This is a genomic window from Eikenella longinqua (genome assembly GCF_001648355.1).
Classification (GTDB): domain Bacteria; phylum Pseudomonadota; class Gammaproteobacteria; order Burkholderiales; family Neisseriaceae; genus Eikenella; species Eikenella longinqua.
Map to the genome: position 1 here is coordinate 38,289 of NZ_LXSL01000012.1, position 23,169 is coordinate 61,457.

Consider the following 23,169-nt stretch of genomic DNA (forward strand, 5'->3'; position numbering starts at 1 on the left):
CATTGCCGGATTTATTGCTTGGCAAAGCCGCGCTGTTGCAGGAAGGGCAGGATGTGCGGGCGCAGGGGTTTGGCCAGGGTGTTGGCGATTTGGCGCGTCCAATCAAGGTCGAGGCCGCTGCGGGCTTGGTAGTAGGCGGCAAGCTCGCGGTTGTAGGCTTCGAGGGTGTTGGGGCTGCATTCGCGGTAGCGGTTTTCGCTCACAATGGCTTCCAGCGGCAGGCGCGGGCGGTAGAGCGGCTGCTGGGCGGGGTGGCCGATGCACATGCCGAACAGGGGCACGGCGGTGTCGGGCAGGCCGAGGGCTTCGGCTGCGGCGGCGATGTCGTTGCGCAGGGAGCCGATGTATACGCCGCCCAGGCCGAGCGATTCGGCGGCGAGCAGCACGTTTTGCGCGGTGATGCCGGCATCCACGGCGCCGAGCAGCAGGGCTTCGGTGTAGCCGGTTTGGATGTCGGGCACGAGGCGGCGGTGTTTGCTGTAGTCGATGCAGAATACGAGGAATTCGGGGGCGAGGCGCACGTATTCTTGGTTGGCGGCGATTTGGCAGAGGCGTTGGCGCAGGGCGGGCTCGGTAACGCGGATGATGTGGATGCACTGCATGAAGCTGGAGGATGAGGCGGCGCGGCCGGCTTCGAGGATGGCTTGCAGCTGTTCGGGGGCAACGGGCTCGGCGGTGAATTGGCGGATGGAGCGGTGGGCGAGGGCGGTGGCGAGGGTGGGCTGGGAGGGGAGGATGGGGGCGGGCATGATGCAGTCCTTAAGTGGTGGGAGGGGGAAGGCTACCTGAAAAATGTTTTGGCAAAGTGGGATGGGTTCAAGGGAGACGGGTGCGGTTTTGCGGAAGCGGCTTGATTTGGTTTTCAGGTAGCCTGTGGGGCTTATGGTTTTCTTGTGGCGGCGGATTTTGTATCTGCCGTTTGTTTGTTTGCCAAGGGTTGAGGCTACCTGAAAATTATTCGGGCAGGGGGCTGATGCTGATTTGCTCGATGCGCTGACCTTCTTTGCTGCTCACGGTGAAGCGCCAGCCGTGGTAGTCGAGGGTGTCGCCCACGTTGGGCAGGGTTTGCAGCTCTTCCATCATCAGGCCGGCCACGGTGTGGTAGTCGGCGTCTTCTTCGGGCGGGGGGAGGCCGAGCTGGGGGGCGAGCTCGGCGTATTCGAGGCTGCCGTCTACGATGAGGGTGTTGCTGCTTTGGGCTTGGGCGTCGGGCTGCTCTTGGCGCTCGAAGGCTTCGGGAAACTCGCCGGCGATGGCTTCGAGCAGGTCTTTGGTGGTAACCATGCCTTGTACGGCGCCGAATTCGTCCACCACCAGGGCGTAGTCGGCGCCGCTGTGGCGGAACTGCTCGATGGCGGAGAGGGCGTTGGTGCTGTCGGGCAGGATGAGGGGCTGGCGCAGGGCTGCTTGGATGTTGGGCTCTTCGCCGGCCAGGAGCTGGTTGAGCAGGTCTTTTTTGTTGATGTAGCCCAGGGGCTCGTCGGCGCCGGCCTTGCCCACCACCAGGAGGCGGGAGTAGGGCGTGTTTTGCAGCTGGGCGTATTGCTGCTCGCGGCTTTGGGAAAGGTCGAGGCGTTCGATGTCGCGGCGGGGCACCATGATGCCGGGCAGGGGGCGCTCGGCGAGGGTGAGCACGCTGCGGATCATGGATTTTTCGTTTTCTTCAAAATGGCTGCTGTCGCTGCCTTCTTCGCCGGCTTTGGCCAGCATGGTTTCGCGGATGCCCATCATGCCGAGCACGTTTTCGGCGGTGCGGCGGCGCCAGGAGCGGCTGCCGTAGGCGTTTTTGTCGGTGTTGCGCTGGGAGATTTGGTTGAACACTTCAATCAGCACGGAGAAGCCGATGGCGGCATAGAGGTAGCCTTTGGGGATGATCACGTGGAAGGCTTCGGCAATCAGGCTGAAGCCGATCATCAGCAGGAAGCCCAGGCAGAGCATCACCACGGTGGGGTGGCGGTTGACAAAGTCGGTGAGCGGCTTGCTGGCCCAAATCATCAGCGCCATCGCCACCACCACGGCGGCCATGGCAATTTGGATGTGTTGCACCACGGCCACGGCGGTGACCACGGCGTCGATGGAAAACACAGCGTCGAGCACCAAAATCTGAATCACCACGTTCCAAAAGGGCGAATGCTTTTTGCGGTGGTCGGTGTCGGACACGGCGTAGTGGTTGGCGCCTTCGAGCCGCTCGTGCAGCTCGGTGGTGGCTTTGTAGAGCAGGAAGAGGCCGCCGAGAAACATGATGATGTCTTTGCCGGCCACTTCCAGCCGCCCCAGGGAAAACAGCGGGGCGGTGAGCTGCATGATGCGGCTCATGAAGGCGAGCATCAGAAGGCGCAGCAGCACGGCCAGCATCAGGCCGGTAACGCGGGCGCGGTCGCGCTGGGAGGGGCGCACCTTGCTGGCCAAAATAGCCACAAACACGAGGTTGTCGATGCCGAGCACCACTTCGAGAATAATCAGCGTGGCGAAGCCCAGCCAGGTAACCGGGTCGGCCAGCCAGGAGAAATCCATGAATACAATTCCTTGCTAAACAGGTTGTGGAAACAAGCAAAGGCTACCTGAAAAATTTCAGGTAGCCTTTCATCACACGATATGCAGGCCGAAGCCGCCGCAGCGGCAGGCTCGGGCTCTAAAGGGGCGGGGGAAGCAGGGTGCATATCGGAGAGGGGGAAACAAGATGGGGCAAGTGTAGCAGATTGCGGCACGATGCGTAATACGGCCTACACCACCGGCCGCTGCCGGTAGAACAGCAGCCCCGGCAGCGCCAGCCCGAAAGCCAGCGCGCCGATCACAAAGCCCGCCTTCAGAAAATAATCCACCGTTTGCACCAAAAGCTGCTCGGAAAAGCCCTTGTGGTTCATCTGCACCAGCGCAATCATCGCCTTATACACATACACCCCCGGAATCATCGGGATGATGGAAGCCACGGTGAACACCTTCGGGTGCGCCTTATAGCGCTGCGACAAATACACGCCGATGAAGCCCACCAGCGAAGCCGCGCACAGCGTGGCCAAACCCTGCGACATGCCCGCATGCATCAGCAGCGTGCGCGTGCCGTGCCCCAGCGCGCCCAAATAGGCGCAATATTTCAGCGCATTGCGCGGCACGTTGAACAAAATCGCAAAGCCCACGGCGGGGATGGCGGCAAAAAACATATCGTCTAACAAATCCAGCAGCAGCATGGCTCACTCCCAAGCGGAAACGTTTAGCAGGCTCAAAGCCAGCACGATGCCCAGGCAGGTGCTGAATGTGAGCACCGTGGCCACCGCCCAGCGGCTGATGCCCATGTTCACATGGCCTTTCAGAATATCGGCCAGCGAATTGATCAGCGGCACCCCGGGCACCAAAAGCAGCACGCTCGAAGCCATTGCCACTTCCGGGCGCGCACCCCAGCCGTATTTCAGCGCCATGCCCGACACCATCGAAGCCACAAACGCCGTAACCGCAAACACCACCGCCGGATTGTATTGCCGCGCCGACAAAATCTGCCGCACCCACATGCCGCAGGCCGAAGCGATAAACGTGATGCCGCAAATCAGCGGGTCGCCGCCGGAAAGGTGGGCGAAACTGGCGCAGGAAAGCCCCACCATAAACACCACCAGATAGCGGTTGTATTTCACCGGCTTCACCGCATCCAGCCGCGCGCGCACCTGCCGCACGCCATACAGTCCGCGCTCGGCGCCGATCACGATGTGCTGCACCGAAGTGATCACCGACATATTGATGCCCTTGTCGAAATTCTTGCGCGTGGTGGTAATGCAATGGTTGTTGCACAGCGTGGTGATCACGATGGCGTTGGGCGTGAGCGCGCATTCCACCGCATCCATGCCCAGCGCGCGGCCGAGGCGGAAGGCGATTTGGTCGATCAGCGTGCTTTCCGCGCCGTATTGCAGCAGCAAAAGCGCGGCTTGGATGCACAGGCGGGAGATTTCCTGCTGCTGTTCGTGATCAATGGGGGGAGGGTTGGCGGTGCCGGGGGAGGGGAGAGGGGGCGTCATCTTAATAAACCGGAGTGGGGAAAGGGTTGAGATGGCGTGCGGAAACGGCCGGGGCAGCCTGTTGTTTTGATTGTTGTGGGGAGGCGGATTATACCGCAAGCCCCATGCGGCAGCCACTTAGGAGGGGGAAGGGCTACCTGAAAACGGGGTTTGGCACAGCCGAAGTTGAGTTTCTGCTCAGCTAAGACGATATTTGGGCGATACCCAAGCCGGGCTGCTGCGAGGCGAAAACGGCAAACTGTTTTTCAGGTAGCCTGCAGGCGTTAAAACATCGGCTTCATTTCCAGCACCAGTAGTTCGTTTGCCTCGTATGCAAAGCGGTATATCTTGCCGCTGTACCGGTTGAATAGATAGCCGTAGAAGTCGCCTGTGCTTGTGTTTTCGGATAGTTCCAATATAAAAACAGCGTTTTTCTCAGGAAATCGGCCTTTAATGGATTGATCTAGCTTTGGAATCCGCTCGGCCACATATTTTGTGAGGCATGAGGCGTCGGTGATTGCCGGGTTTTTATCTGGTTTTATTGTTTTCATATTGCCATCCCTTTGGTCAGTATTGCTGTTTTCCCGTTGTTGCGAAAGGTGCAACTTTTCTTTGTGTTCTCCTTTTTCTCTCTTTTGTATCGGTTTGTTATGTTGGCTTGGCAGAAGCCGGACAGTGTTTTGTTTTCAGTTTCGCAGAGGTATTGCCTTGGCCTGAGTCAAACTGTTTTCAGGTAGCCTGTTGGAGGCAGGGAAGGCTACCTGAAAAATGGAGGAGGCTCATTTGTGGAAGGAGGGCAGTTTTCAGGTAGCCTCCAAGTTGGCGGCTCGGATTAGCCTGGCTTTCCCATTTCTGTGCGGCATATTTGGCAAAATTCGCTCATCAGGGCAAACATCTGCTCGGTTTTCTTTTTGCCGAAGGCGGCGATGGCGTTGTCGCACATTCGGTTGGTGCGCGCCATCACGGGCTCGGCCTGTGCCCGGCCGGCTTCGGTGAGCAGCATAATGCGTTCGCGCTTGTCGGTCGTGCTCGGGTGGAATTCGATCCAACCTTTTTCACGGTATTCCTTGCATACGTTGAACACGGTTTGTTTGGGCAGGAAGTATTCCTGGCAAATCTGCTTTTGCGTGCACTGCCCTTCTGGGACGGCGGCAAGGCTGTAGAGCACGGCGAAGTGGGTATAGCTTAGCCCGAGCTGTGTAATCCAGTCGTCAAACACGGCATCGATTTCGCTCACGTGTTTGCCGATTAATTCTGAACTGTGCATGGAAAATCCTATATTTTTAGATGATTGGTTGCATATTAACACTTTTTGCATGGATGTGTAATAGTATTTTTTAGGACTGAATAATGCGTGGGAAACGGATAATTCTGCTCGGCTTGTGCTGCATGGTGCTGGCTGGCTGCGGCAAAAGTAACGGCGACGACACGGCACAGGCTGCACCGATGAAAATCAATGTGGTGCAGATGCGGCAGGGCGGGCAGGAACAAACTCTGCTGCTCTCCGGCCGGGTGGTGGCGAAGGAAGACGTGGCTGTGGGCACGCCGCTGCAAGGCTTGCAGGTGCTGTCGGTGAAGGCCGACGTGGGCGAGCGCGTGGAGCGGGGGCAGGTGCTGGCTGTGCTGGAACACAGCGCCGTGCAGTCGCAGCTGGCGCAAAATGAAGCCGCGCTTAAGCGCGCGCGTGCCAACTTAGCTTCCCAGCAGGCGGCTTGGCGCGAGGCGGCTGCCACGCTAAACCGCTATCAGGCGCTGGCCGACGGCGATGCGGTAAGCCGCATGGAGCTGGATCAACAGCGTGCCAAAGCGCAAACGGCAAAAGCCGCAGTGCAGGCGGCACAGGCCGAAATCGCCCAGATGCAGGCACAATTGAGCGACAGCCGGTATCAGCGCCAAAAAGCACAAGTTATCGCACCTGTCGGCGGCGTGATTACCAGCCGTGCCGTGGAAGCAGGTACGCTTACGGGCGGTAATGCTTTGTTTCACATTGCCCAAAACGGCGTGCTGGAAGTGCAGGCGGAAGCGGGGGCGGAAGATTTGGAGCGGCTCTCGCTCGGGTTGGAAGCGGAAATCACCGCCGACAACCGCAATATCGGCAAGGGCAGTATCCGACTGATTCAGCCTGAAATCGACAGCATTAGCCGTGTGGCGAAAATCCGCATTTCGACGGAGGGCGTGTTGGACAGCACCATCGGCAGCTATGTTCAGGTAGCCGTGCGCCTGCCTGCACGTTTGGTAAACGGCAGCCTGCCGTTTTCGGCAATTGGTTTTGATGATGAGGGCAAGACTTTCGTGAAAATTGTGGATATGCAAGGGGAAGTGCATATCCGGCATGTGGAGATCGGCGCGGTGTACCGCGATTCGGTGGAAATCGTTTCCGGTCTGAAAGCAGGCGAACGTGTCGTGCGGCAGGCGGGAGCATTTGTCGAGGCGGGCGATGTGGTCGAGCCGGTTTTACAGGGGGAGAAATAATGTCGTTCAACGTTTCCTCTTGGGCAATCCGTCGTCCGATTCCCACCATTGTGCTGTTTTTTGTTTTAACACTGGTAGGTATTTTTGCTTTTCAAAAACTACCCGTTAATGCCGATCCAAATGTGAATTTCCCTGTGGTAAACGTAACGATTTCGCAGGCGGGGGCTTCGCCCGACGAATTGGAAAACTCGGTAACGCGCCGCGTGGAAAACGCACTTTCGGGGATGGCGGGCGTGCGGCACATCACTTCTTCGATTACAGAAGGCTCGTCCGTTACCACAGTTGAATTCCAATTGGAAACCGATACAGACCGTGCGGTAAACGATGTACGCAACGCGGTTACGCAAATCCGCGATGAGTTGCCGTCCAACATCACCAACCCCGTGGTGGAACGGATGGATAGCGAGGGCGGGGCGTTGGGCTATTATGCGGTGCAGTCGCCGAATATGACACAGACCGATTTAGCGTGGTTTATCGATGAAAACGTCAGCCGTACATTGTTGTCGGTAAACGGCGTGCAGCAGGTCAAACGCCTGGGCGGGGAAAAACGCGAAATCCGCGTGGATTTGCAAGCGGAAAAACTCAACGCCTACGGTATCAGTGCGGAACAGGTGAGTATGCAGCTGGCGCAGACCAATGCCAACGTACCGGCAGGGCGGACGGATGTGTTCAGACAGGAATTGTCCGTACGTGTATTGGGTGCGAAAAAAACCGTACAGGATTTGGCGGATACCGAAATCGCCTTGAATGACAACCGCAAAGTGAAGCTGTCGCAGCTCGCCCTTGTACGTGACGCACACGCCGAAGTACGCAGCCGTGCGCGTTTGAACGGACGCGAAGTATTGGGCTTTCAGGTGTACCGCACCAAAGGCTCGAGCGATACGGTGGTGGCAAAAGGCGTGGAACAAGCCTTACAGGAGCTTGCCGCACAGTATCCCGACGTGCGGATTAAAGAAGTGTACAGCTCGGTGGACACCACCAAGGAAAACTACAACGTTGCCATCAATACCCTGCTGGAAGGGGCGGGGCTGACTGTGTTGGTGGTTTGGCTGTTTTTGCGAAACTGGCGTGCCACATTGGTTGCGGCCATTGCGCTGCCGCTTTCCATCCTGCCCACTTTTGCCGCCAGGCACCTTTTAGGCTACACGCTCAACAGCATTTCCCTACTCGCCATTACGCTGGTCATCGGTATTTTGGTGGATGACGCGATTGTCGAAATCGAAAACATCGAACAGCATTTGCACATGGGCAAACGCCCGTATCAGGCGGCATTGGACGCATCCGACGCCATCGGTTTGGCAGTGATGGCGATTACCGCGAGCATTGTTGCCGTATTTTTGCCTGTGAGCTTCATCGGCGGCGTGGTAGGGCAGTATTTCACCCAGTTTGGCATTACGGTGGCTGCGGCTGTGTTGACCTCATTGCTGGTGGCGCGGTTGGTTACCCCGCTTTTGGCAGCATACATCCTGCACCCTGTACAGACCAAGCCGCACGATACGCCGCATGGCCGTCTGAAAACAGGCTACCTGAAATTATTGGATAAAGCTCTGCGTTTCCGTAAAACCACCTTGTTGCTGGGCGGTGTGTTTTTGGCGTTGTCGTTTGCAATCGTGCCGTTTCTGCCCACCGGTTTTATCCCCAAAGGCGACACCGGCATGAGCCAAATCGATTTTACCCTACCGCCGGGAAGCCGTTTGAAACAGACCGACGACACTTTGCGGGAAATCGACCGCACCATCCGCCGGTTTGACGAAGTAGCCTTGACCTTTATCACCGCAGGCAGCAGCGAAACCAACAAAGGCGAAGTGCTTATCCGTTTGAAACCGCATAACCAACGCAGCATCACGCAGAAAGAGTTTGAAGACAAACTGCGCGACGAATTGGCAAAACTTTCCGACATCCGCTTTGCCTTCCGCAATGAAATGGCGGCGCGCGACGTGTCCGTCATACTCACGGGCAACGACCCTGCCAAACTCAATCAGGCGGCACAAGCACTCAAAGCCCAAATGCGGGGGCTGGATGTTTTGGAAAATGTGCAAATCAACGCACCACTTGCCAAAACCGAGCTGCGTATCAAATTACGCGAAGACGAAGCCGCCAAAGCAGGCGTGAGCGCGCAATCTGTCGGCAACGTTTTGCGTATCGCTACCGTGGGCGATGTGGACGGCAACGCCGCACGCTTTACCTTCCCCGACCGCCAAGTGCCGATACGCGTAACCCTCGCTGCCGCCGATCGCAACAGTTTGGACACCATCAAACAGCTCCGCATTCCCACCTCAAACGGCGGAACCGTCGCCCTGCATACCGTGGCGGACATCTCTTTCGGCACAGGATCGGCAAGCCTCGAACGCTTCGACCGCGAACGCCGCATTGCCGTAGAAGCCGATTTGGCAGTCGGGCAGACCATCGGCACGGCACTCACACAGGTAAACCAACTGCCGATTATGCAAAACCTGCCCGAAGGCGTGCGCGTGCCGCAATACGGTGAAGCAGAATATATGGATGAAATGTTTGGAAAATTTGGTGCGGCCATGGGCTTCGGCGTAGTAATGGTATTGATGGTGTTGGTGCTGCTGTTTAAAGACTTCCTGCAACCGCTCACCATCCTCACTGCATTGCCGCTTTCCATCGGCGGCGCGGCAGCGGGGTTGTGGCTCTACGGCGCGGCATTGGATATGTCGTCCGTCATCGGCATCCTGATGCTGATGGGCATCGTTACTAAAAATTCCATTTTGCTGGTGGACATCGTGATTGAAAAACGTGCCCAAGGCATAGAACGCTTTACCGCGCTTATTCAATCCGGCGCAGAGCGCGTACGCCCGATTATGATGACCACTATAGCCATGATAGCCGGCATGATTCCCGCCGTATTTGCAGGCGGTGCTGGAGCCGCATTCCGTGCACCGATGGCGGTTGCCGTTATCTGCGGCCTGGCAAGCTCCACCTTGCTCAGCCTGATTTTCGTACCCGTGGTGTATTCCCTGATGGACGACTTGCGGGCTTATCTTGCCCCCAAACTGGCAAAACTGACCTCGGTAACGGAAGAAGATAGGCAGCGGGCAGAGCAGGAAGCATAAGGCGCAAACAGCAAGCCGCAGCCGGAATGGCAAAAGGCTACCTGAAAATTATCCAACTGATTTTCAGGTAGCCTTTCTTTGGTGCAGCACATGGCAGGGGCGGATTTTCAATTTCCCCTTAGTTGCTGACGAATTGAATGGTTGCTTACCCATGCAATCAGGCAAACAGCAGGCAGATATAAAATCCGCCGCCCCGATAGATAGGAAGCATATTGCCCAAGGCTGTAGCCCGTTGAGGCGTAATAAAGGCTACCTGAAAAACCAAACTATTTTCAGGTAGCCTTTTAGTGCCAGGCAAGGCTGTTAAGCATTTGCCAAGGCAAGATTTTATTTTTCAGGTAGCCTCAAAGCCCGCCGTAGGAGTGCAGCCCGCTGAGGAACATATTCACGCCCACAAAGGCGAAGGCGGTGATGAAGAAGCCGATAATCGCCCACCAGGCCAAAAGCCTGCCACCCCAGCCGCGCACCAGGCGGATGTGCAGCCAGGCCGCATAGTTGAGCCACACCACCAGCGCCCAAGTTTCTTTCGGGTCCCAGCTCCAATAGCGCCCCCAGGCATCTGCCGCCCACAGCGCGCCGAGCACGGTGGCGATGGTGAAAAACAGGAAGCCCACGGCCACGGCCTGATACATCACCTCCTCAATCACTTCCGCTTCCGGCAGGCGCAGCGCGGGGCGGCTCAGCTTCATCAGCTCGGCCACGCCGAGAAACGCCGCCAGGCAGAACGCGCCGTAGCCGATGAAGTTGGCCGGCACGTGCAGCTTCATCCACCACGACTGCAAAGCCGGAATCAGCGGCTGAATTTGCTGCGCGTTGCGGCTGAAGGTGTACCACAGCACAAAGCCCACCAAAATCGTTTGCAGGGCATACACAAACACGCCCAGCCGGTGCAGGCGGAACTTGCCTTCGTAGTAGAGGAACATCAGCGAAGTGATCACGATAAACAGGATAAACACTTCATACAGATTGGAAATCGGGATGTGGCCGTTGCCCGGGCTGAGCAGGTAGCTTTCGTGCCAGCGCACCAGCATGCCGGTGAAGCCGGCCACGGCGGCTGCCCAAGCCAGCGCGCGCGCAATGCGCAGCAGCGGCGTGGCCGGCGCATCGGCAGCCTGCCGTTTGCCGCCGAGCAGGCCCAGCGCGTAGCACAGCCAGGCCATCGGCACCAGCGCGCACAGCCAGCCGATGGCCGATTGGCTGGCCAGGAAATAGCGCAGCAGGAAGCGTTCGCCGTTGGCCATCTGCCCGGCATAGAGCTGCGTGGCGGCATAAGCGAGCGCGATGCACAGCGGGATAAACCAGCGCAAGGGCTTGTCGAACCAGCCCAAGGCGATCGCCGCTGCCGCGCTGCCCCACAAAATGCACACTTCATACGCATCCATGCGGTGCGGCAGCAGAATCTGCACCGCGGCGGCAATGGCAAGCATGAGGGCGGCAAACAGCCAGTCGGCCCAAGTGAGGCGTTTCCAGAAGCGGCGCTCCTGCAAGAGTTCGTGCGCCGGCAGCTCGGGCGGGGCGTAGGCATCGTGTGCCTGAGCCTGCGCCATGGCGGGCGGCTGCGGCAGAACGCGGGTGGGGGAATCAGGGTTGGTCATGGTTGAGCTCCTGTGCGAGGCGCGTGAGGTGTTGTGTGTGTTGGCTAAATGATTGTTCGAGCCGGCGCGGGTGGCGGGCGGCGCTCATGGCAAAGCGCACGCTGCCGTTGTGATACAGCAGCCAGGCGCGCTGCTCGCGGATGTAAAACATCAAAAACGTGCCCAATATCAGCAGTGCCGAGCCGAGATACACCCAGCCTTGGCCTGGCGAACGGGTCATTTGCAGGCCGGAGGATTTCACTTCGTTGAAGCCGTTTAATTGCAGCAGCACGGGTGAGCCGAAGCGGGTGAGGCCGGTGTAGGCGTCGAAACTGTTGAGTAGGAAGCGGTTGCGCTCCTCGCCCTGCGGCCATTCCAGCCCTTGCTCGGCCAGCGCCTGATCGAGCGCGATGTTGCCCGCGCCAAACAGCATTTGGTAGAACAGCTCGCGCATGCGTTCCCGCTCGGCGGCGGGGATTTGGGTTTGCACGAATTGGTTGATGCCGGTGAGGCCTTCGCGGGCGAAGAGTTCCAAGATGTTGTTGAGCGCGTCGCGGAAGCGTGCTTTGGAGGCCTCGGGCATATCGGCCACGGCGCGGTCGAGCACGGCTTGGCGCTGTTTGGGATTGAGCAGCACGGCGCGCAGGTGCATGAAGGTGTCGGGCTTACCCTGTTTGTCGGCGGGAATCATCAGCCAGCGGTAGGGCTCGGCGTTGCTGGCGCGCTCGCCGGTGGCGAAATAGTAGTCGCCGCCGCGCCGCAGGGGCAGCATGTAGTTGACGTATTCGCGCGCCTGGCCGGCCTGGTCGCGCAGTCGGAAGGTGATGGTGGGGCCGACGTTGCGCTGGGCGTCGGCCTGCCGCACGCTGCGGGCGTCGTTTAGGCGCTGTTGCAGGCTGCCGGGCTGTTGCGGAGCGCTGCTGCTGTCGGCTTCTTCTTCGTTTTCCACGTTCAGCGGGCGCAGCTCGGCAAATTCGAGGGTGTATTGCTTATCGGGCTGGCTTTGCCCCAAATGCAGGGGGAAGGCGCTGAGCGAGGCGGCTTTGAGCTCGGTGGATGCGGCGGAGGCCGCGCCGAGGTTCCAGGCGCGGAAGGTGAGGCCGGAGCCGCCGTCGCCGAAGCTGGCCTGATAGAGCGTGATGCCATGCAGGGTGAAGGGGTGGTTCACGCGCAGGGTGGGGGTGTAGGTGTCGCCGCTTTGCTTGTCGGTAACGACGAGGTCGCTGGCGAAGTTTTTCGGCATGCCGCTGTCGTAGTATTCCACGTGGAATTGCTTGAGGGTGACGCTGAAGGGCAGCTCCTGCACCAGCAGCCCGTTGCCGGTGTCGAGGAAGATTTCTTGGATGGTTTGCCCTTCGCGGATGTTTACGTTGCCGCGGAAGGAGAGCGTGCCGCTGCCCAGGCGGCTTTGTGCGCCGAAGTCGTTGGAGAATTGGGCGGTTTTGTCGGGCTTGAGGCTACCTGAAAATACGGCGAGCTTGAGCGGCAGGTTGCTGTCGATGAGGCCTCCCAGGCAGATGACGATGATGGCGGCGTGGGCGCAGATGTAGCCCCATTTGTTGATACTGCCTTTTTTGGCGGCGATGATGAGGCTGCCGTCGGCGCGTTGCTCGCGGCGCACGGCGAAGCCGGATACTTTCAGGTAGCGTTCGGCGATGTCGGGCTGCGGGGCTTGGCTGAGCTGGGTGCTGTGTTTCATCGCGGCCAAGGAGCGGGCGGAGGCGTTGATGCGGAAGCCGCGCATTTCGCGCAGGAAGGGCGGGATGTTGCGCCAGAGGCACAGGCCGGTGGAGAGGATGAGGAAGGCGAGGATGGCCACAAACCATGGCGCGGAATATACGTCGTAGAGGCCGAGGAAGCGGAAAATCTGGTGCCAAAACGGGCCGAATTCCACCAAATAGGCCACTTCGGATTGGTTTTGCTGCAACACCGTGCCGATCACGGAAGCGAGCGCCAGCAGCGAAAGCAGCGCCACGGCGAAACGCATGGAGCTGAGGAAGGCAAACCAAGGCCGCCGCAACAGCGGGGTTTGGGCGGGGGCGGGCGGGGTACTCATAAACCGAAAATCCGGCCGGGCGGAAAAGGGATAAAATAATGGAATTATACCTGATTTAGCGCAAACTTTCGGCGGATTTGCAGAGAAGGGAAAGGCTACCTGAAAAGTGGTTTTCGCTTTTTCAGGTAGCCTTTGTGCGCTAGGCGGGCAAGGGGGTTAATCGTCGGGGTCGAATTTGGAGGAGAGGATGCGGCCGCTGCGGGCATCCACGATCACTTCGTAGTCGCCGCGGCGGGCGTCTAAATCCACTTCATACACGCGGCGGCCGCGCCAGGTGGTGAAATCCACGTCGGTAACGCGGGCGCGGGTGTGGCGGGCGGCGATGTTGGCGGCGCGGGCGCTGGAAATGTAGCCTTGGCGCGTGCGGTTGGCTTGGGCGCGCTGCGGGCGGTGTTGCTGTGCGTGGCTGCCATGGTGGTGATGGTGGTCATCATGGTCGTGGCGGTCGGCCAGGGCGGGCAGGGAGACGGCCATCAGGGTGGCGGCGAGCAGCAGCAGGGAGGGTTTGCGTGCGGGCATGGGCGTCCTTTCGGTTGGGGTGTGGCAAACAAAGGGAAAGGCTACCTGAAAATGTTTTAGCGCTGCGCAGAAACTCGCGAAGCTCGTTTTCAGGTAGCCTGCCGGGGATGATTACTGGATGCGGGTAACGGCTTTCACGTCCACTTCGGTGTGGCGCCATTCTTGGTCGATTTCGGCTTCGAGGCGCACTTTGTCGCGCGGGGTGATGTTCAGGCCGCGCCATACGTCGTCGTCGATTTCCACTTCGATGGCGCCGCTGGCGTCGCGGAAGATGTAGTGTTCGCGGCGCACTTGGCGTTCGATGCGGCCTTCGAGGGTAACGCGGGCGTCGTCGGGCAGGCCGCGCAGGTCGGCCACGCGGCTAACGGCGGGCTGGGCGGCGGCGGGCTGGCCGTTTTCGGAGAAGCCGGCGGAGGCGGTGGCGGATACGGCCAAGAGGGCGGTGAGGAGCAGAGCGTTTTTCATGATGTTTTCCTTTTTTGAGGTGGGAGGTTTAAAAAGTGGGCAACGGGTGTTGCCCTTGATTTGATGGTTCGCATTATAGGGAGGGTGGTTTAGCTGAAAATTAGGGAAGTGGAAAGTTTTGTAAACCTGCTAAAGGCTACCTGAAAAATAAAACGGCCGTATCCGGGGGGGGATACGGCTGTTGGCTGCGGGCAAGGGGCTAAGGTTTAGTGCAGGCCTTGGATGAAGTTGCCCACGGCGTCCATTTCTTCGTTGCTCATGCGCTTGGCGATGTCGCCCATGATGGTGTTGCCGCGCAGGCCGCTCTGGTAGGCGCGCAGTTGGTCTACGATGTAGGATTTGTGCTGGCCGGCCAGGCGCGGGTAGGCCACGGTGCTTTCTTGCTGGGTTGTGTTGCCCGGGATGCCGGCGCCGCCTGGGCCGTGGCACGACATGCAGGCGGGAATGCCGCGCGAGGCGATGCCGCCGCGGAACAGGCGCGCGCCCAGTTCGGGGTTTTCTTTGGGGTTGGTTTCGCCGGATTTGGGAATCTGGCGGTAGAAATAGGCGGCCACGTTGGCAATATCCTGCTCGCTCAGGTTTTCCACCAGGGGGCGCATGGTTACGGCGGCGCCGGTGTTGCGCTGGCCGGCCTTGATGGCCAGGGTTTGCTGGATGCTATAGGCCGGATGCTGGCCGGAAAGGCGCGGATACATGGCGATGTTGGTGTTGCCGTCGGCGCCGTGGCAGGCGGCGCACACGGTGTCGGCAATCTGTTTGCCGCGGGCGGCGTCGGCAGCGGGCGGCGCGGCCAGGGCGAAACCGGAAACGGCCAGCAGGAGGCCGGCAAGGGTAGTGTGTTTCATGAATATGCTCCGAATCAGCGGGGCGCTGTTTGCCGCGCCCTCCCAAATACTCTGTTTTCCAACCGGGCAGCCCGATTGAAACCGATATTGTTATAAACGTGGTATTCTATACTAAATTTTACTTTTTGTTCCAGCTTATGCCGCTTTTTAGAAACGCCGAATTCTTCACCACGGTAAACCACCTCAAAGACCTGCCGAATACGCCCGCCGAAATCGCCTTCGTGGGGCGCAGCAACGCCGGGAAATCCAGCGCCATCAACACGCTCACCGGCCACACGCGCCTGGCCTTCGTGTCGAAAACCCCGGGCCGTACCCAGCACATCAACTTCTTCCGCCTCGCCAACGGCTGCTACATGGCCGATTTGCCCGGCTACGGCTACGCGCAAGTGCCCGAAGCCGTGCGCGCGCATTGGATTCAGCTGCTCGGCGGTTACCTGCAAACCCGCCCCCAGCTGATCGGGCTGGTGCTGGTGATGGACGCGCGCCACCCGCTCAAAGAACTCGACAAACAAATGCTGGATTTTTTTGCCGCCACCGGCAAGCCCGTGCATATTCTGTTGTCGAAAGCCGACAAACTTTCCAAAAACGAGCAAATCAAAACCCTCGCCGCCGTGCGCCGCGCACTCCAGCCCTTTGCCGAGCGGCAGGCCGTGGGCGTGCAGCTGTTTTCCAGCCTGAAAAAGCAGGGCATGGAAGAAGTGGACGAAGTGGTGGCCGGATGGTTTGCGCAATGGCAGGCGGCGCACGGGCTACCTGAAAACGGGCCGGCCGCCGCCAACGAAGAAGAGGCTACCTGAAAAATCCAAAAAGAAAGGGAGCGGCCAATTTTCCACGCTAAAGGGCAGGCCAACTTTGAATGATGCCGCACCCGCATTTTCAGGTAGCCTCAGCCAAGGCCGCCAAGGGCTACCTGAAACCTGCCTAGCACCGCGCCGCTTAAACTTTCCCAACAATATTTCAGGGTATAATCCTGCAATGGACAAGCTTTCCCTCTTCCTCAACGGCGAATCCGCCACCGAAGCCCTCGCCGCCCGCATTGCGCCCGATTTGGCCGCGCCGCTGGTGTTGTGGCTCGAAGGCGATTTGGGCGCCGGCAAAACCACGCTGGTGCGTGCCGTGCTGCGCCGCCTGGGGCACACCGGCGCGGTGAAAAGCCCCACCTACGCCATTGTGGAAAGCTACGAGCCGGGCGGCCTGGCGGTACATCATTTCGATTTATACCGCTTTGCCTCGCCCGAAGAATGGGAAGACGCCGGGCTCGACGATTTATTCGCCGCCCCCGCCGTCCACTTCATCGAATGGCCGCAGCGCGCCGCAGGCTTCGTGCCCGAGGCCGACCTCTCCATCGCCCTGCAAATGCAAGGCGGTGGCCGCATCTGCACCCTTAGCGCCGCTTCCGAAAAAGGCAAACAACTCCTCGCATTATGGCAAAACTTACCCGCCGAACTTTCCTAACCCACAGCGCCGCCGGCCTGCTGCTCTTGAGCATCACGCCCACCGGCGAAGCACACGCCGCGCCACAATTTGTGGCCGTGCGCATGTGGCCGGCCTCCTCCTACACCCGCGCCACGCTCGAATCCACCCGCCCGCTGCAACACAAATACTTTCTGCTGGATAACCCGCGCCGCCTGGTGGTGGACATCCAAGGCGCCAGCCTCGACGGTGTGGTGCAGAGCCTGCCGCAGAAGCTGAGCCGCAACGACCCGTATGTGGCCGGTATCCGCGTGGGGCAGTTCAATCCCGACACCATCCGCGTGGTGATGGATTTGAAAACCGCCGTCAATCCGCAAGTGTTCGCACTCGCGCCGGTGGCCAATTTCAAACACCGCCTGGTGATCGACCTCTATCCCACGCAGGCCGTGGCGCTAGCGCAGGAAGCCAACGACCCGCTGATGGCGCTCCTGCAAGACTACACCAACGGCCGCATCCGCCAAGACGGCACCGCCACCGCGCAGGCGCAAACCAGCGTGCCGCCGGTGCAGAACCATGCCGCCAACACGCGGCGCGGCAACCGCAGGCTGGTGGTGATGCTCGACCCCGGCCACGGCGGCGAAGATTCCGGCGCGGTCGGCCCCAGCGGCCTGCGCGAGAAAGACGTGGTGCTTTCCATTGCACGCGAGGCCAAGCGCGAAATGGAACGGCTCGGCTACCAGGTATACATGACGCGCAACGAAGACGTGTTTATCCCGCTGGGCGTGCGCGTGGCCAAGGCGCGCAGCCGCAAGACCGATATTTTCATTTCGATTCATGCCGATGCCTTCACCACGCCGCAGCCGCGCGGCACCGGCGTGTATGCCCTCAGCCGCGGCCGCGCTACCAGTGCCGCCGCCCGCTGGCTGGCGCAGTCGCAAAACGCTTCCGACCAAATCGGCGGCATCCGCGTGAGCGGCAACCGGCAGGTGGACCATACCTTGTTTGACCTGGTGCAAACCGCCACCATCAACGACAGCCTGCGCTTGGGCAAATCGGTGCTGGATGAAATGGGCAAAATCAACCGCCTGCACAAAGGCCATGTGGACCAGGCCGGTTTTGCCGTGCTCAAAGCGCCGGATATTCCTTCGATTTTGGTGGAAACGGCCTTCATCTCCAACCCCACCGAGGAGCGGATGCTGGCCAGCAGCCAGTTCCGCCAAAAAGCCGCCCGCGCGATTACTGCTGGCGCGCAACGCTATCTGGCCACGGCGGTGGTGGTGCGGCGTTAGCGGCAGCGGTATTTTGTGTCAAATTAAAAGGCTACCTGAAAATGTGTGGGAACATTTTCAGGTAGCCTTTTTGTGCTTCGGCGGTAGCGGCGGGCAGGCTGGTTTGGATGGTTGGGGCGGGTGGTTTTCGCTTCGTGGAAGCCGGTGTTTTAGCTTCGCTGAAGCTGGCGCTTTCAGGTAGTCTTTGTTGGATGGAAGGCTACCTGAAAATTTTGCTGGTGATTAAAGACGGTTAGCCGAGATGGCTTTTGCTGAGGTAAACGCTGACGAGCAGGCCGCTGGGGAAGCGGGGGCTGTTGGAAAGCTCGATGCGGCCGCCGTGGCGTTCGGCGATGGTGCGGGCGATGGAGAGGCCGAGGCCGGTGCCTTCTTGGCCGCTGCCGAGAATGCGGTAGAAGGGGTCGAACACGCGGCTGCGTTCGGCGGGGGGGATGCCGGAGCCGTTGTCTTCGATGCGCAGGATGATGTGGCCGGGGGTTTCGGCGGCGGAGAGGTCGATTTGGCTGCCGGCGGGGGTGTAGCGGATGGCGTTGTCGGTGAGGGTTTTGACGAGGGTGTAGAGCTCGGCTTGGTTGGCGTGGAAGATGGGGTCGGCGGGGCTGGCTACGCCGAGGTCTTGCTGTTTGGCTTCGGCGAGGGGGTGGAGGTCTTCAATCACGCTGCGGAAGAGGGCTTGGCTGCTGAGGAGGGCTTTGGGGCGCTGGGCTTCGGGGGCTTGGGCGCGGGTGAGGGAGAGGAGCTGCTCAAGCAGATGGCGGTTGCGGCGGATGCCTTGCAGGAGGGTGGCGAGCTGGCCGGCGGCGGGCTCGGGCAGGGGCTGGGCGGCGAGGCGTTCGGCTTGCAGGGAGAGGGCGGTCATGGGGCTGCGTAGTTCGTGGGCGGCATCGGCGATGAAGCGTTGCTGCTGCTGCATGGCGGCTTCGGTGCGGGCGAGCAGGTGGTTGATGGCGCGGATGAAGCCGCGGATTTCGTGGGGCTGGCCGGCTTCGGGCAGGGGGGTGAGGTCGGCGCTGGGGCGGGTGTCGAGGCTTTGGGAGAGGCGGCGCACGGGTTGCATGGTGCGCTGGACGATGAGGATGGTGAGGAGGATGGAGAGGGGGGCGAGCAGGAGCAGGGGCAGGGCGCTGCTCCAGGCGGCGTGTTCGGCCATGTCTTCGCGGAATTCGTTTTCTTGCAAGACGGCGATGGGGCCTTGGGGGGTGTGGCGGATGTAGGCGCGGTAGGTGTCGCTGTCGCCGGGCTCTTGGAAGGTGTGGAGGCCTTCGGGGAGGTTGGGGGGGAGGGTGATGTGTTCGTCGTCTTTGTCTTGATGATGCGCGCGGGCTTGCTCGCCGGCGGGGGTTTGGATGCGGATGTGGGCATCGCGCTGGCTTTCGGTGTTTTCAGGTAGCCTTTGGGGGTCGATGTGGGCGGCGATTTGGCGCAGGAGGTCGTCTTGGAGCTTGTGGGTGCTGCGGTAGCTGTCGTAGAAGGAGAAGCCGCCGGCGATGAGGGCGGCGGCGAGGCGCAGCTGGAGGGAGTGGCGGAAGGGGAGGGGGAGCTTCATGGGGTTTGGGTGTTTTGAAACTTTTAATATGCTGATTTTGGGCGGCTTGCGGGTTTCAGGTAGCCTGATGGGGGGTTTGCGGGTTTAGTCGGGCTGGGGCTCTTTGGGCACCATCCAGCCGACGCCGCGAATGTTTTTGATGTGTTCTTTGCCGATTTTTTTGCGCAGGGCGTGGATGAGGTAGTCGATGGCGTTGCTTTCCACTTCTTCGCCCCAGCCGTAGATTTTGTCTTCGAGGCTGCTGCGGGAGAGGATGGTGCCGGGGCGTTGGAGCAGGGCTTCGAGGATGGCGAATTCTTTGTTGCTGAGGATGACGGGCTCGCTTTGGCCGGCGATGTGCACTTGGTGGGCGGCGGGATGGAGGGTGAGGGCGCCGTTGCCGGGGGCAGGGTTGGCCTGGCGGTGGTGGCGGCGCAGGATGGCGCGGATGCGGGCTTGCAGCTCGGCCATGTCGAAGGGTTTCACTAGGTAGTCGTCGGCGCCGCCGTCGAGGCCGGATAGGCGGCTGTGGAGGTCGTCGCGGGCGGTGAGGATGAGCACGGGGGTGGGGTTGCCGCTGCCGCGCAGTTGCTGCAATACGCTGAGGCCGTCTTGGCCGGGCAGGCCGAGGTCGAGCAGGATGAGGTCGTAGCTTTGGCTTTTGAGGGCGGCGGTGGCGCTGTGGCCGTTGTCGAGCCAATCGACGGCGTGGCCGCTGTCGCGGAGGCTGCCGGCTACGGCTTCGGCGATCATGGTGTCGTCTTCGATGAGGAGGAGGCGCATGGTGGGAGGCTACCTGAAAAAGATGGCGGCAGTATAGCAGGGGTGAATTAGCTGAAAATTAGGCTACCTGAAAATAGGGCGGCTGGATTTTTCAGGTAGCCTGTTGGCTGAATCGGGTGGGCGTTAAAACAGGGGTTTGTAGGTGGCGAGCCAGTAGATGAGGCCGAGGCAGGCCATCGAGAGGGCGTAGCCGAGCCACCATTTGCCGGAGCGCGGCGGGCTTTTGAGGCAGAACATGCCGAGAAAAATATACACCACCACTAAAATCAGCTTCACGCCGAGCCAGTTGGCGTTGCCGAAGGGGGTGTAGCGGGTAAGGGCGATCAACATCATGCCGGTGAAGAGCAGCAGGGTGTCGTTGATGTGCGGCAGGAAGCGCAGCACTTTGGGCACGGGGCGCTGCGGGCGGGCGGTGCGCAGCCAGAAGCGGAGGTTGAACAGGATAACGGTGATGATCACGAACAGCAGGTGGCTGTGTTTGACGATGGGGTACATGGCGGCTCCGGTGGTGTTTGTGTGTGGGTGTTTTAGTTGGCAGGCGGAAGGCTACCTGAAAGTATGAGAACAGCCAATAGCCCTTTGGGGTGAAATGGGGAAGGCTACCTGAAAATATGGCGGGTATTTTCAGGTAGCCTTTTCGGCATTACCAATCGTGGTCAAGGCAGCCGCGTTCGTCGGCGAGGCGGTAGGCGGCGTCGAGCTGGGCCTGCATGGTGGGCGGCAGGGCTTCGCGTTCGCCTGTGCGGTAGCGTTTCCAGTAGGGCGAGAGGGTGAAGCGGCAGGTTTCGGCCAGCTCGCTCTGTATCATGATGAGGTGGCAAACTGTGTAGGCGAAAGCGTCTTGCGGGTCGAAGGCGGCCAGTTCGATCACGTCGCCGGGGTAGAAGGCTTGATCTAAACCCAAGCTCACGTAGCCGTTTTGCTCGTGCACGATTTGGTGCAGGGCATTGAAGTGGCGCTCTGCTTCCATGCCGTAGTCGAAGCGGCTGATGCGGCGCAGGGTGTCATCGCTGGCTTGTTGGATATAAGGGAAGAGGGCGGGCGGAAATTCGGGGGCGGATTGGCGTTTTCGTTTTTTAGACATAGGGTTTGAGCTTGGATGAAGTTGCCGTTTCAGATTTCAGGTAGCCTTTGCTGCGGCTGCGGCGTGTTTTTCGATGGCCAGCAGATAAGGCGGGCGGTTGCGGCGGTTGAGGAAGCCGTAGCGCAATACGGCAAACTGCTGCTGCGGCAGTTCGGCCGCCCAGGCGGATACGGCTTCGGCTTCGAGCGCGCCGGCGGCGTGGCCGGGGTAGAGCACGGCGGCCAGCAGCCCACCGGGGCGTAGCAGCCGCACGGCTTGGCCGAGCGCGGCGAGGGTGCTGCCGGTTTCGGTGGTGAGCGATTTGTTGCCGCCGGGCAGGTAGCCGCAGTTGAACACAATGCTGTGCGCGAGCTCGTGCACATAGTGCGCCAGCCGGGCATGGCTGTCGGCAATCAGGCGCACCTGCTGCTCCTCTCCGGCTTCCTGCAAACGGGTTTGCGTGGCGGCGAGGGCTTGCGGCTGGATGTCGAAAGCATACACGCGGCCGCGCGCGCCCACGCATTGCGCCAGAAACAGCGTGTCGTGGCCGTTGCCGGCGGTGGCGTCGATGGCGGTGCCGCCCTCGGGCGTGGCTTGGGCGAGCAGGCGGTGGGCGAAGGGGAGGATGTTGTCGAGCATGGGATAGCCTTGCGGGATATAAGGGGATTGCCGATTGCGGCGCGGGCTTGGAGTATAATGCCTGCCGTCTGCACGCACCGTTTGAAAGGATAATCAGCATGGGCATTCCGGCCATTTCCCCGCAATACGCGCAATATCTGCGGGATTTTGAAACACTCATCCTGCAAAAGCAAGCCGAAATCGAAGCCTGGTTCCGCAGCCAGTGGAAGCGGCACAAACCGCCGTTTTACGGCTCGGTGGACATCCGCAACAGCGGCTACAAAATGGCTTCCATCGACATGAACCTCTTCCCCGGCGGCTTCAACAACCTCAACCCGCAGTTCAGCCCGCTGGCCGCCGCTGCCGCCACCGACGCGGTGGAGCGCTATTGCGAATCGGCCAAATCCGTGCTGATTGTGCCGGAAAACCATACGCGCAACACCTTCTATCTGGAAAACGTGTATGCGCTGAGCAATATCCTGCGCCAGGCCGGTTTTGCCGTGCGCTTGGGCAGCCTCAACCCCGAAATCACCGCGCCCACCGAGTTTCAAACCGCACTGGGGCACACCATTTTGCTCGAGCCCCTGCAACGCACCCGCGAGCGCGTGCACCTGGCCGACGGCTTCTCTCCCTGCCTCGTGCTGCTGAACAACGACCTCTCCGGCGGCGTGCCCGAAATTTTGCAGGGCATCCGCCACACCGTGCTGCCGCCCCTGCACGGCGGCTGGACCACCCGCCGCAAAACCGCCCACTTCGCCGCCTATAACCAAGTGGCCGCCGAATTTGCCGCGCTGATCGGCGTGGACGAATGGCAGATCAACCCCTATTTTGAAAAAGTGTCCGGCCTGAACTTCCACGAGCGCGAAGGCGAAGATGCGCTGGCCGCCGCCGTGGAGCGCGTGCTGGCCAAAACGCAGGCCAAGTACAACGAAAAAGGCATCACCGACCAGCCCTTCGTGATTGTGAAAGCCGACGCCGGCACCTACGGCATGGGCGTGATGAGCGTGAAATCCGCCGACGAAGTGCGCGCGCTCAACCGCAAAAACCGCAACAAAATGGCCACCGTGAAGGAAGGCTTGGCGGTAAGCGAAGTGATTGTGCAGGAAGGGATTTACACCTACGAAACGCTCAACGGCGCCGTGGCCGAGCCGGTGGTGTATATGATCGACCGCTTCGTGGTGGGCGGCTTCTTCCGCGTGCACGAAGGGAGGGGCACGGATGAAAACCTCAACGCCAGCGGCATGCGCTTCGTGCCCCTGAGCCGCAATATGCCGCAAACCGACAGCAGCGGCGAAGACCCGGAATACCTCGCCGGCAGCAAGCGTGTGTTCGAGCAGTGGCAAACGCTCGGCCTGCCCGACTACAACCAGGGCTGCGACTGCGCCAACAACCGGCTGTATGTGTACGGCGTGATGGCGCGGCTCTCGCTCTTGGCGGCTTCGATTGAGTTGGAGCAGGGTTGATGTGATGGAATGGAGGGCTACCTGAAA

At 60.3% G+C, this 23,169-nt stretch carries 22 protein-coding genes; 6 read left to right on the forward strand and 16 right to left on the reverse strand.

Annotated elements, in window-relative coordinates; all coding sequences use genetic code 11:
- Positions 1 to 11: 11 nt before the first annotated feature.
- From nfsA to A7P95_RS02265, 6 genes are all read right to left on the reverse strand, one after another.
- On the reverse strand, positions 12 to 749 hold the full coding sequence (nfsA, locus tag A7P95_RS02240; RefSeq protein WP_067590511.1) for an oxygen-insensitive NADPH nitroreductase: 738 nt from the start codon (positions 747 to 749) through the stop codon (positions 12 to 14).
- 205 nt (positions 750 to 954) lie between these two features.
- A complete protein-coding gene (locus A7P95_RS02245; protein ID WP_067590514.1) occupies positions 955 to 2,514 on the reverse strand; it encodes a TerC family protein in 1,560 nt (519 codons plus the stop codon).
- 209 nt (positions 2,515 to 2,723) lie between these two features.
- Complete coding sequence (locus A7P95_RS02250; RefSeq protein WP_067590516.1) at positions 2,724 to 3,185, reverse strand: threonine/serine exporter family protein; 462 nt, start codon at positions 3,183 to 3,185, stop codon at positions 2,724 to 2,726.
- 3 nt (positions 3,186 to 3,188) lie between these two features.
- Entirely contained in the window at positions 3,189 to 4,001 is an 813-nt protein-coding gene (locus A7P95_RS02255) for a threonine/serine exporter family protein (RefSeq protein WP_067590519.1), read from the reverse strand.
- A 263-nt stretch (positions 4,002 to 4,264) separates the two neighbouring features.
- Positions 4,265 to 4,531 carry a hypothetical protein gene (locus tag A7P95_RS02260; RefSeq protein ID WP_067590522.1) on the reverse strand — a complete coding sequence of 89 codons (267 nt, stop codon included), beginning with the start codon at positions 4,529 to 4,531 and terminating at the stop codon, positions 4,265 to 4,267.
- A gap of 281 nt (positions 4,532 to 4,812) precedes the next feature.
- Positions 4,813 to 5,247, reverse strand: coding sequence for a MarR family winged helix-turn-helix transcriptional regulator (locus tag A7P95_RS02265; protein WP_067590525.1), 435 nt, complete (start codon positions 5,245 to 5,247; stop codon positions 4,813 to 4,815).
- Positions 5,248 to 5,330: 83 nt separating this feature from the next.
- On the opposite strand from A7P95_RS02265, the gene A7P95_RS02270 reads away from it, so the two are divergent.
- Complete coding sequence (locus tag A7P95_RS02270; protein WP_067590527.1) at positions 5,331 to 6,452, forward strand: efflux RND transporter periplasmic adaptor subunit; 1,122 nt, start codon at positions 5,331 to 5,333, stop codon at positions 6,450 to 6,452.
- Entirely contained in the window at positions 6,452 to 9,529 is a 3,078-nt protein-coding gene (locus tag A7P95_RS02275; RefSeq protein WP_067590534.1) for an efflux RND transporter permease subunit, read from the forward strand. Before A7P95_RS02270 ends, A7P95_RS02275 begins: the two co-directional genes overlap by 1 nt.
- Positions 9,530 to 9,873: 344 nt before the next feature.
- On the opposite strand, the gene ccsB is transcribed toward A7P95_RS02275, so the two are convergent.
- The 5 genes from ccsB to A7P95_RS02300 all read right to left on the reverse strand — a co-directional run bounded on the left by ccsB (position 9,874) and on the right by A7P95_RS02300 (position 14,988).
- Complete coding sequence (gene ccsB, locus A7P95_RS02280; protein ID WP_067590715.1) at positions 9,874 to 11,076, reverse strand: c-type cytochrome biogenesis protein CcsB; 1,203 nt, start codon at positions 11,074 to 11,076, stop codon at positions 9,874 to 9,876.
- A 34-nt stretch (positions 11,077 to 11,110) separates the two neighbouring features.
- Entirely contained in the window at positions 11,111 to 13,159 is a 2,049-nt protein-coding gene (locus A7P95_RS02285) for a cytochrome c biogenesis protein ResB (RefSeq protein WP_067590536.1), read from the reverse strand.
- 156 nt (positions 13,160 to 13,315) lie between these two features.
- A complete protein-coding gene (locus A7P95_RS02290; protein WP_067590537.1) occupies positions 13,316 to 13,678 on the reverse strand; it encodes a PepSY domain-containing protein in 363 nt (120 codons plus the stop codon).
- A 111-nt stretch (positions 13,679 to 13,789) separates the two neighbouring features.
- Positions 13,790 to 14,143, reverse strand: coding sequence for a YgiW/YdeI family stress tolerance OB fold protein (locus A7P95_RS02295; RefSeq protein ID WP_067590538.1), 354 nt, complete (start codon positions 14,141 to 14,143; stop codon positions 13,790 to 13,792).
- 206 nt (positions 14,144 to 14,349) lie between these two features.
- Entirely contained in the window at positions 14,350 to 14,988 is a 639-nt protein-coding gene (locus tag A7P95_RS02300; RefSeq protein WP_067590539.1) for a c-type cytochrome, read from the reverse strand.
- A gap of 137 nt (positions 14,989 to 15,125) precedes the next feature.
- On the opposite strand from A7P95_RS02300, the gene yihA reads away from it, so the two are divergent.
- The 3 genes from yihA (at position 15,126) to A7P95_RS02315 (ending at position 17,690) form a co-directional block, all read left to right on the forward strand.
- The gene (gene yihA, locus A7P95_RS02305) at positions 15,126 to 15,785 is read left to right on the forward strand and encodes a ribosome biogenesis GTP-binding protein YihA/YsxC (protein WP_067590718.1); all 660 of its coding nucleotides are present in this window, start codon (positions 15,126 to 15,128) and stop codon (positions 15,783 to 15,785) included.
- A gap of 178 nt (positions 15,786 to 15,963) precedes the next feature.
- The gene (gene tsaE, locus A7P95_RS02310) at positions 15,964 to 16,443 is read left to right on the forward strand and encodes a tRNA (adenosine(37)-N6)-threonylcarbamoyltransferase complex ATPase subunit type 1 TsaE (protein ID WP_067590540.1); all 480 of its coding nucleotides are present in this window, start codon (positions 15,964 to 15,966) and stop codon (positions 16,441 to 16,443) included.
- Positions 16,413 to 17,690 (forward strand): N-acetylmuramoyl-L-alanine amidase, encoded by a 1,278-nt coding sequence (locus A7P95_RS02315; protein ID WP_067590544.1) that lies wholly within the window; start codon positions 16,413 to 16,415, stop codon positions 17,688 to 17,690. Before tsaE ends, A7P95_RS02315 begins: the two co-directional genes overlap by 31 nt.
- A gap of 232 nt (positions 17,691 to 17,922) precedes the next feature.
- Here the strand turns inward: A7P95_RS02315 and A7P95_RS02320 are convergent, their stop codons facing one another.
- From A7P95_RS02320 to mnmM, 5 genes are all read right to left on the reverse strand, one after another.
- Positions 17,923 to 19,236 carry an ATP-binding protein gene (locus A7P95_RS02320; protein ID WP_067590547.1) on the reverse strand — a complete coding sequence of 438 codons (1,314 nt, stop codon included), beginning with the start codon at positions 19,234 to 19,236 and terminating at the stop codon, positions 17,923 to 17,925.
- Between the two features lie 84 nt (positions 19,237 to 19,320).
- Entirely contained in the window at positions 19,321 to 19,998 is a 678-nt protein-coding gene (locus A7P95_RS02325) for a response regulator (protein ID WP_067590549.1), read from the reverse strand.
- 123 nt (positions 19,999 to 20,121) lie between these two features.
- Positions 20,122 to 20,493 (reverse strand): SirB2 family protein, encoded by a 372-nt coding sequence (locus A7P95_RS02330; RefSeq protein ID WP_067590551.1) that lies wholly within the window; start codon positions 20,491 to 20,493, stop codon positions 20,122 to 20,124.
- Positions 20,494 to 20,641: 148 nt separating this feature from the next.
- Entirely contained in the window at positions 20,642 to 21,082 is a 441-nt protein-coding gene (locus A7P95_RS02335) for a hypothetical protein (RefSeq protein ID WP_067590555.1), read from the reverse strand.
- A gap of 36 nt (positions 21,083 to 21,118) precedes the next feature.
- Entirely contained in the window at positions 21,119 to 21,700 is a 582-nt protein-coding gene (gene mnmM, locus A7P95_RS02340) for a tRNA 5-(aminomethyl)-2-thiouridylate-methyltransferase MnmM (RefSeq protein WP_067590558.1), read from the reverse strand.
- Positions 21,701 to 21,798: 98 nt separating this feature from the next.
- Between mnmM and gshA the strand changes: the two genes are divergently transcribed.
- A complete protein-coding gene (gene gshA, locus A7P95_RS02345) occupies positions 21,799 to 23,142 on the forward strand; it encodes a glutamate--cysteine ligase (protein WP_067590561.1) in 1,344 nt (447 codons plus the stop codon).
- The last annotated feature ends 27 nt before the right edge of the window (positions 23,143 to 23,169 follow it).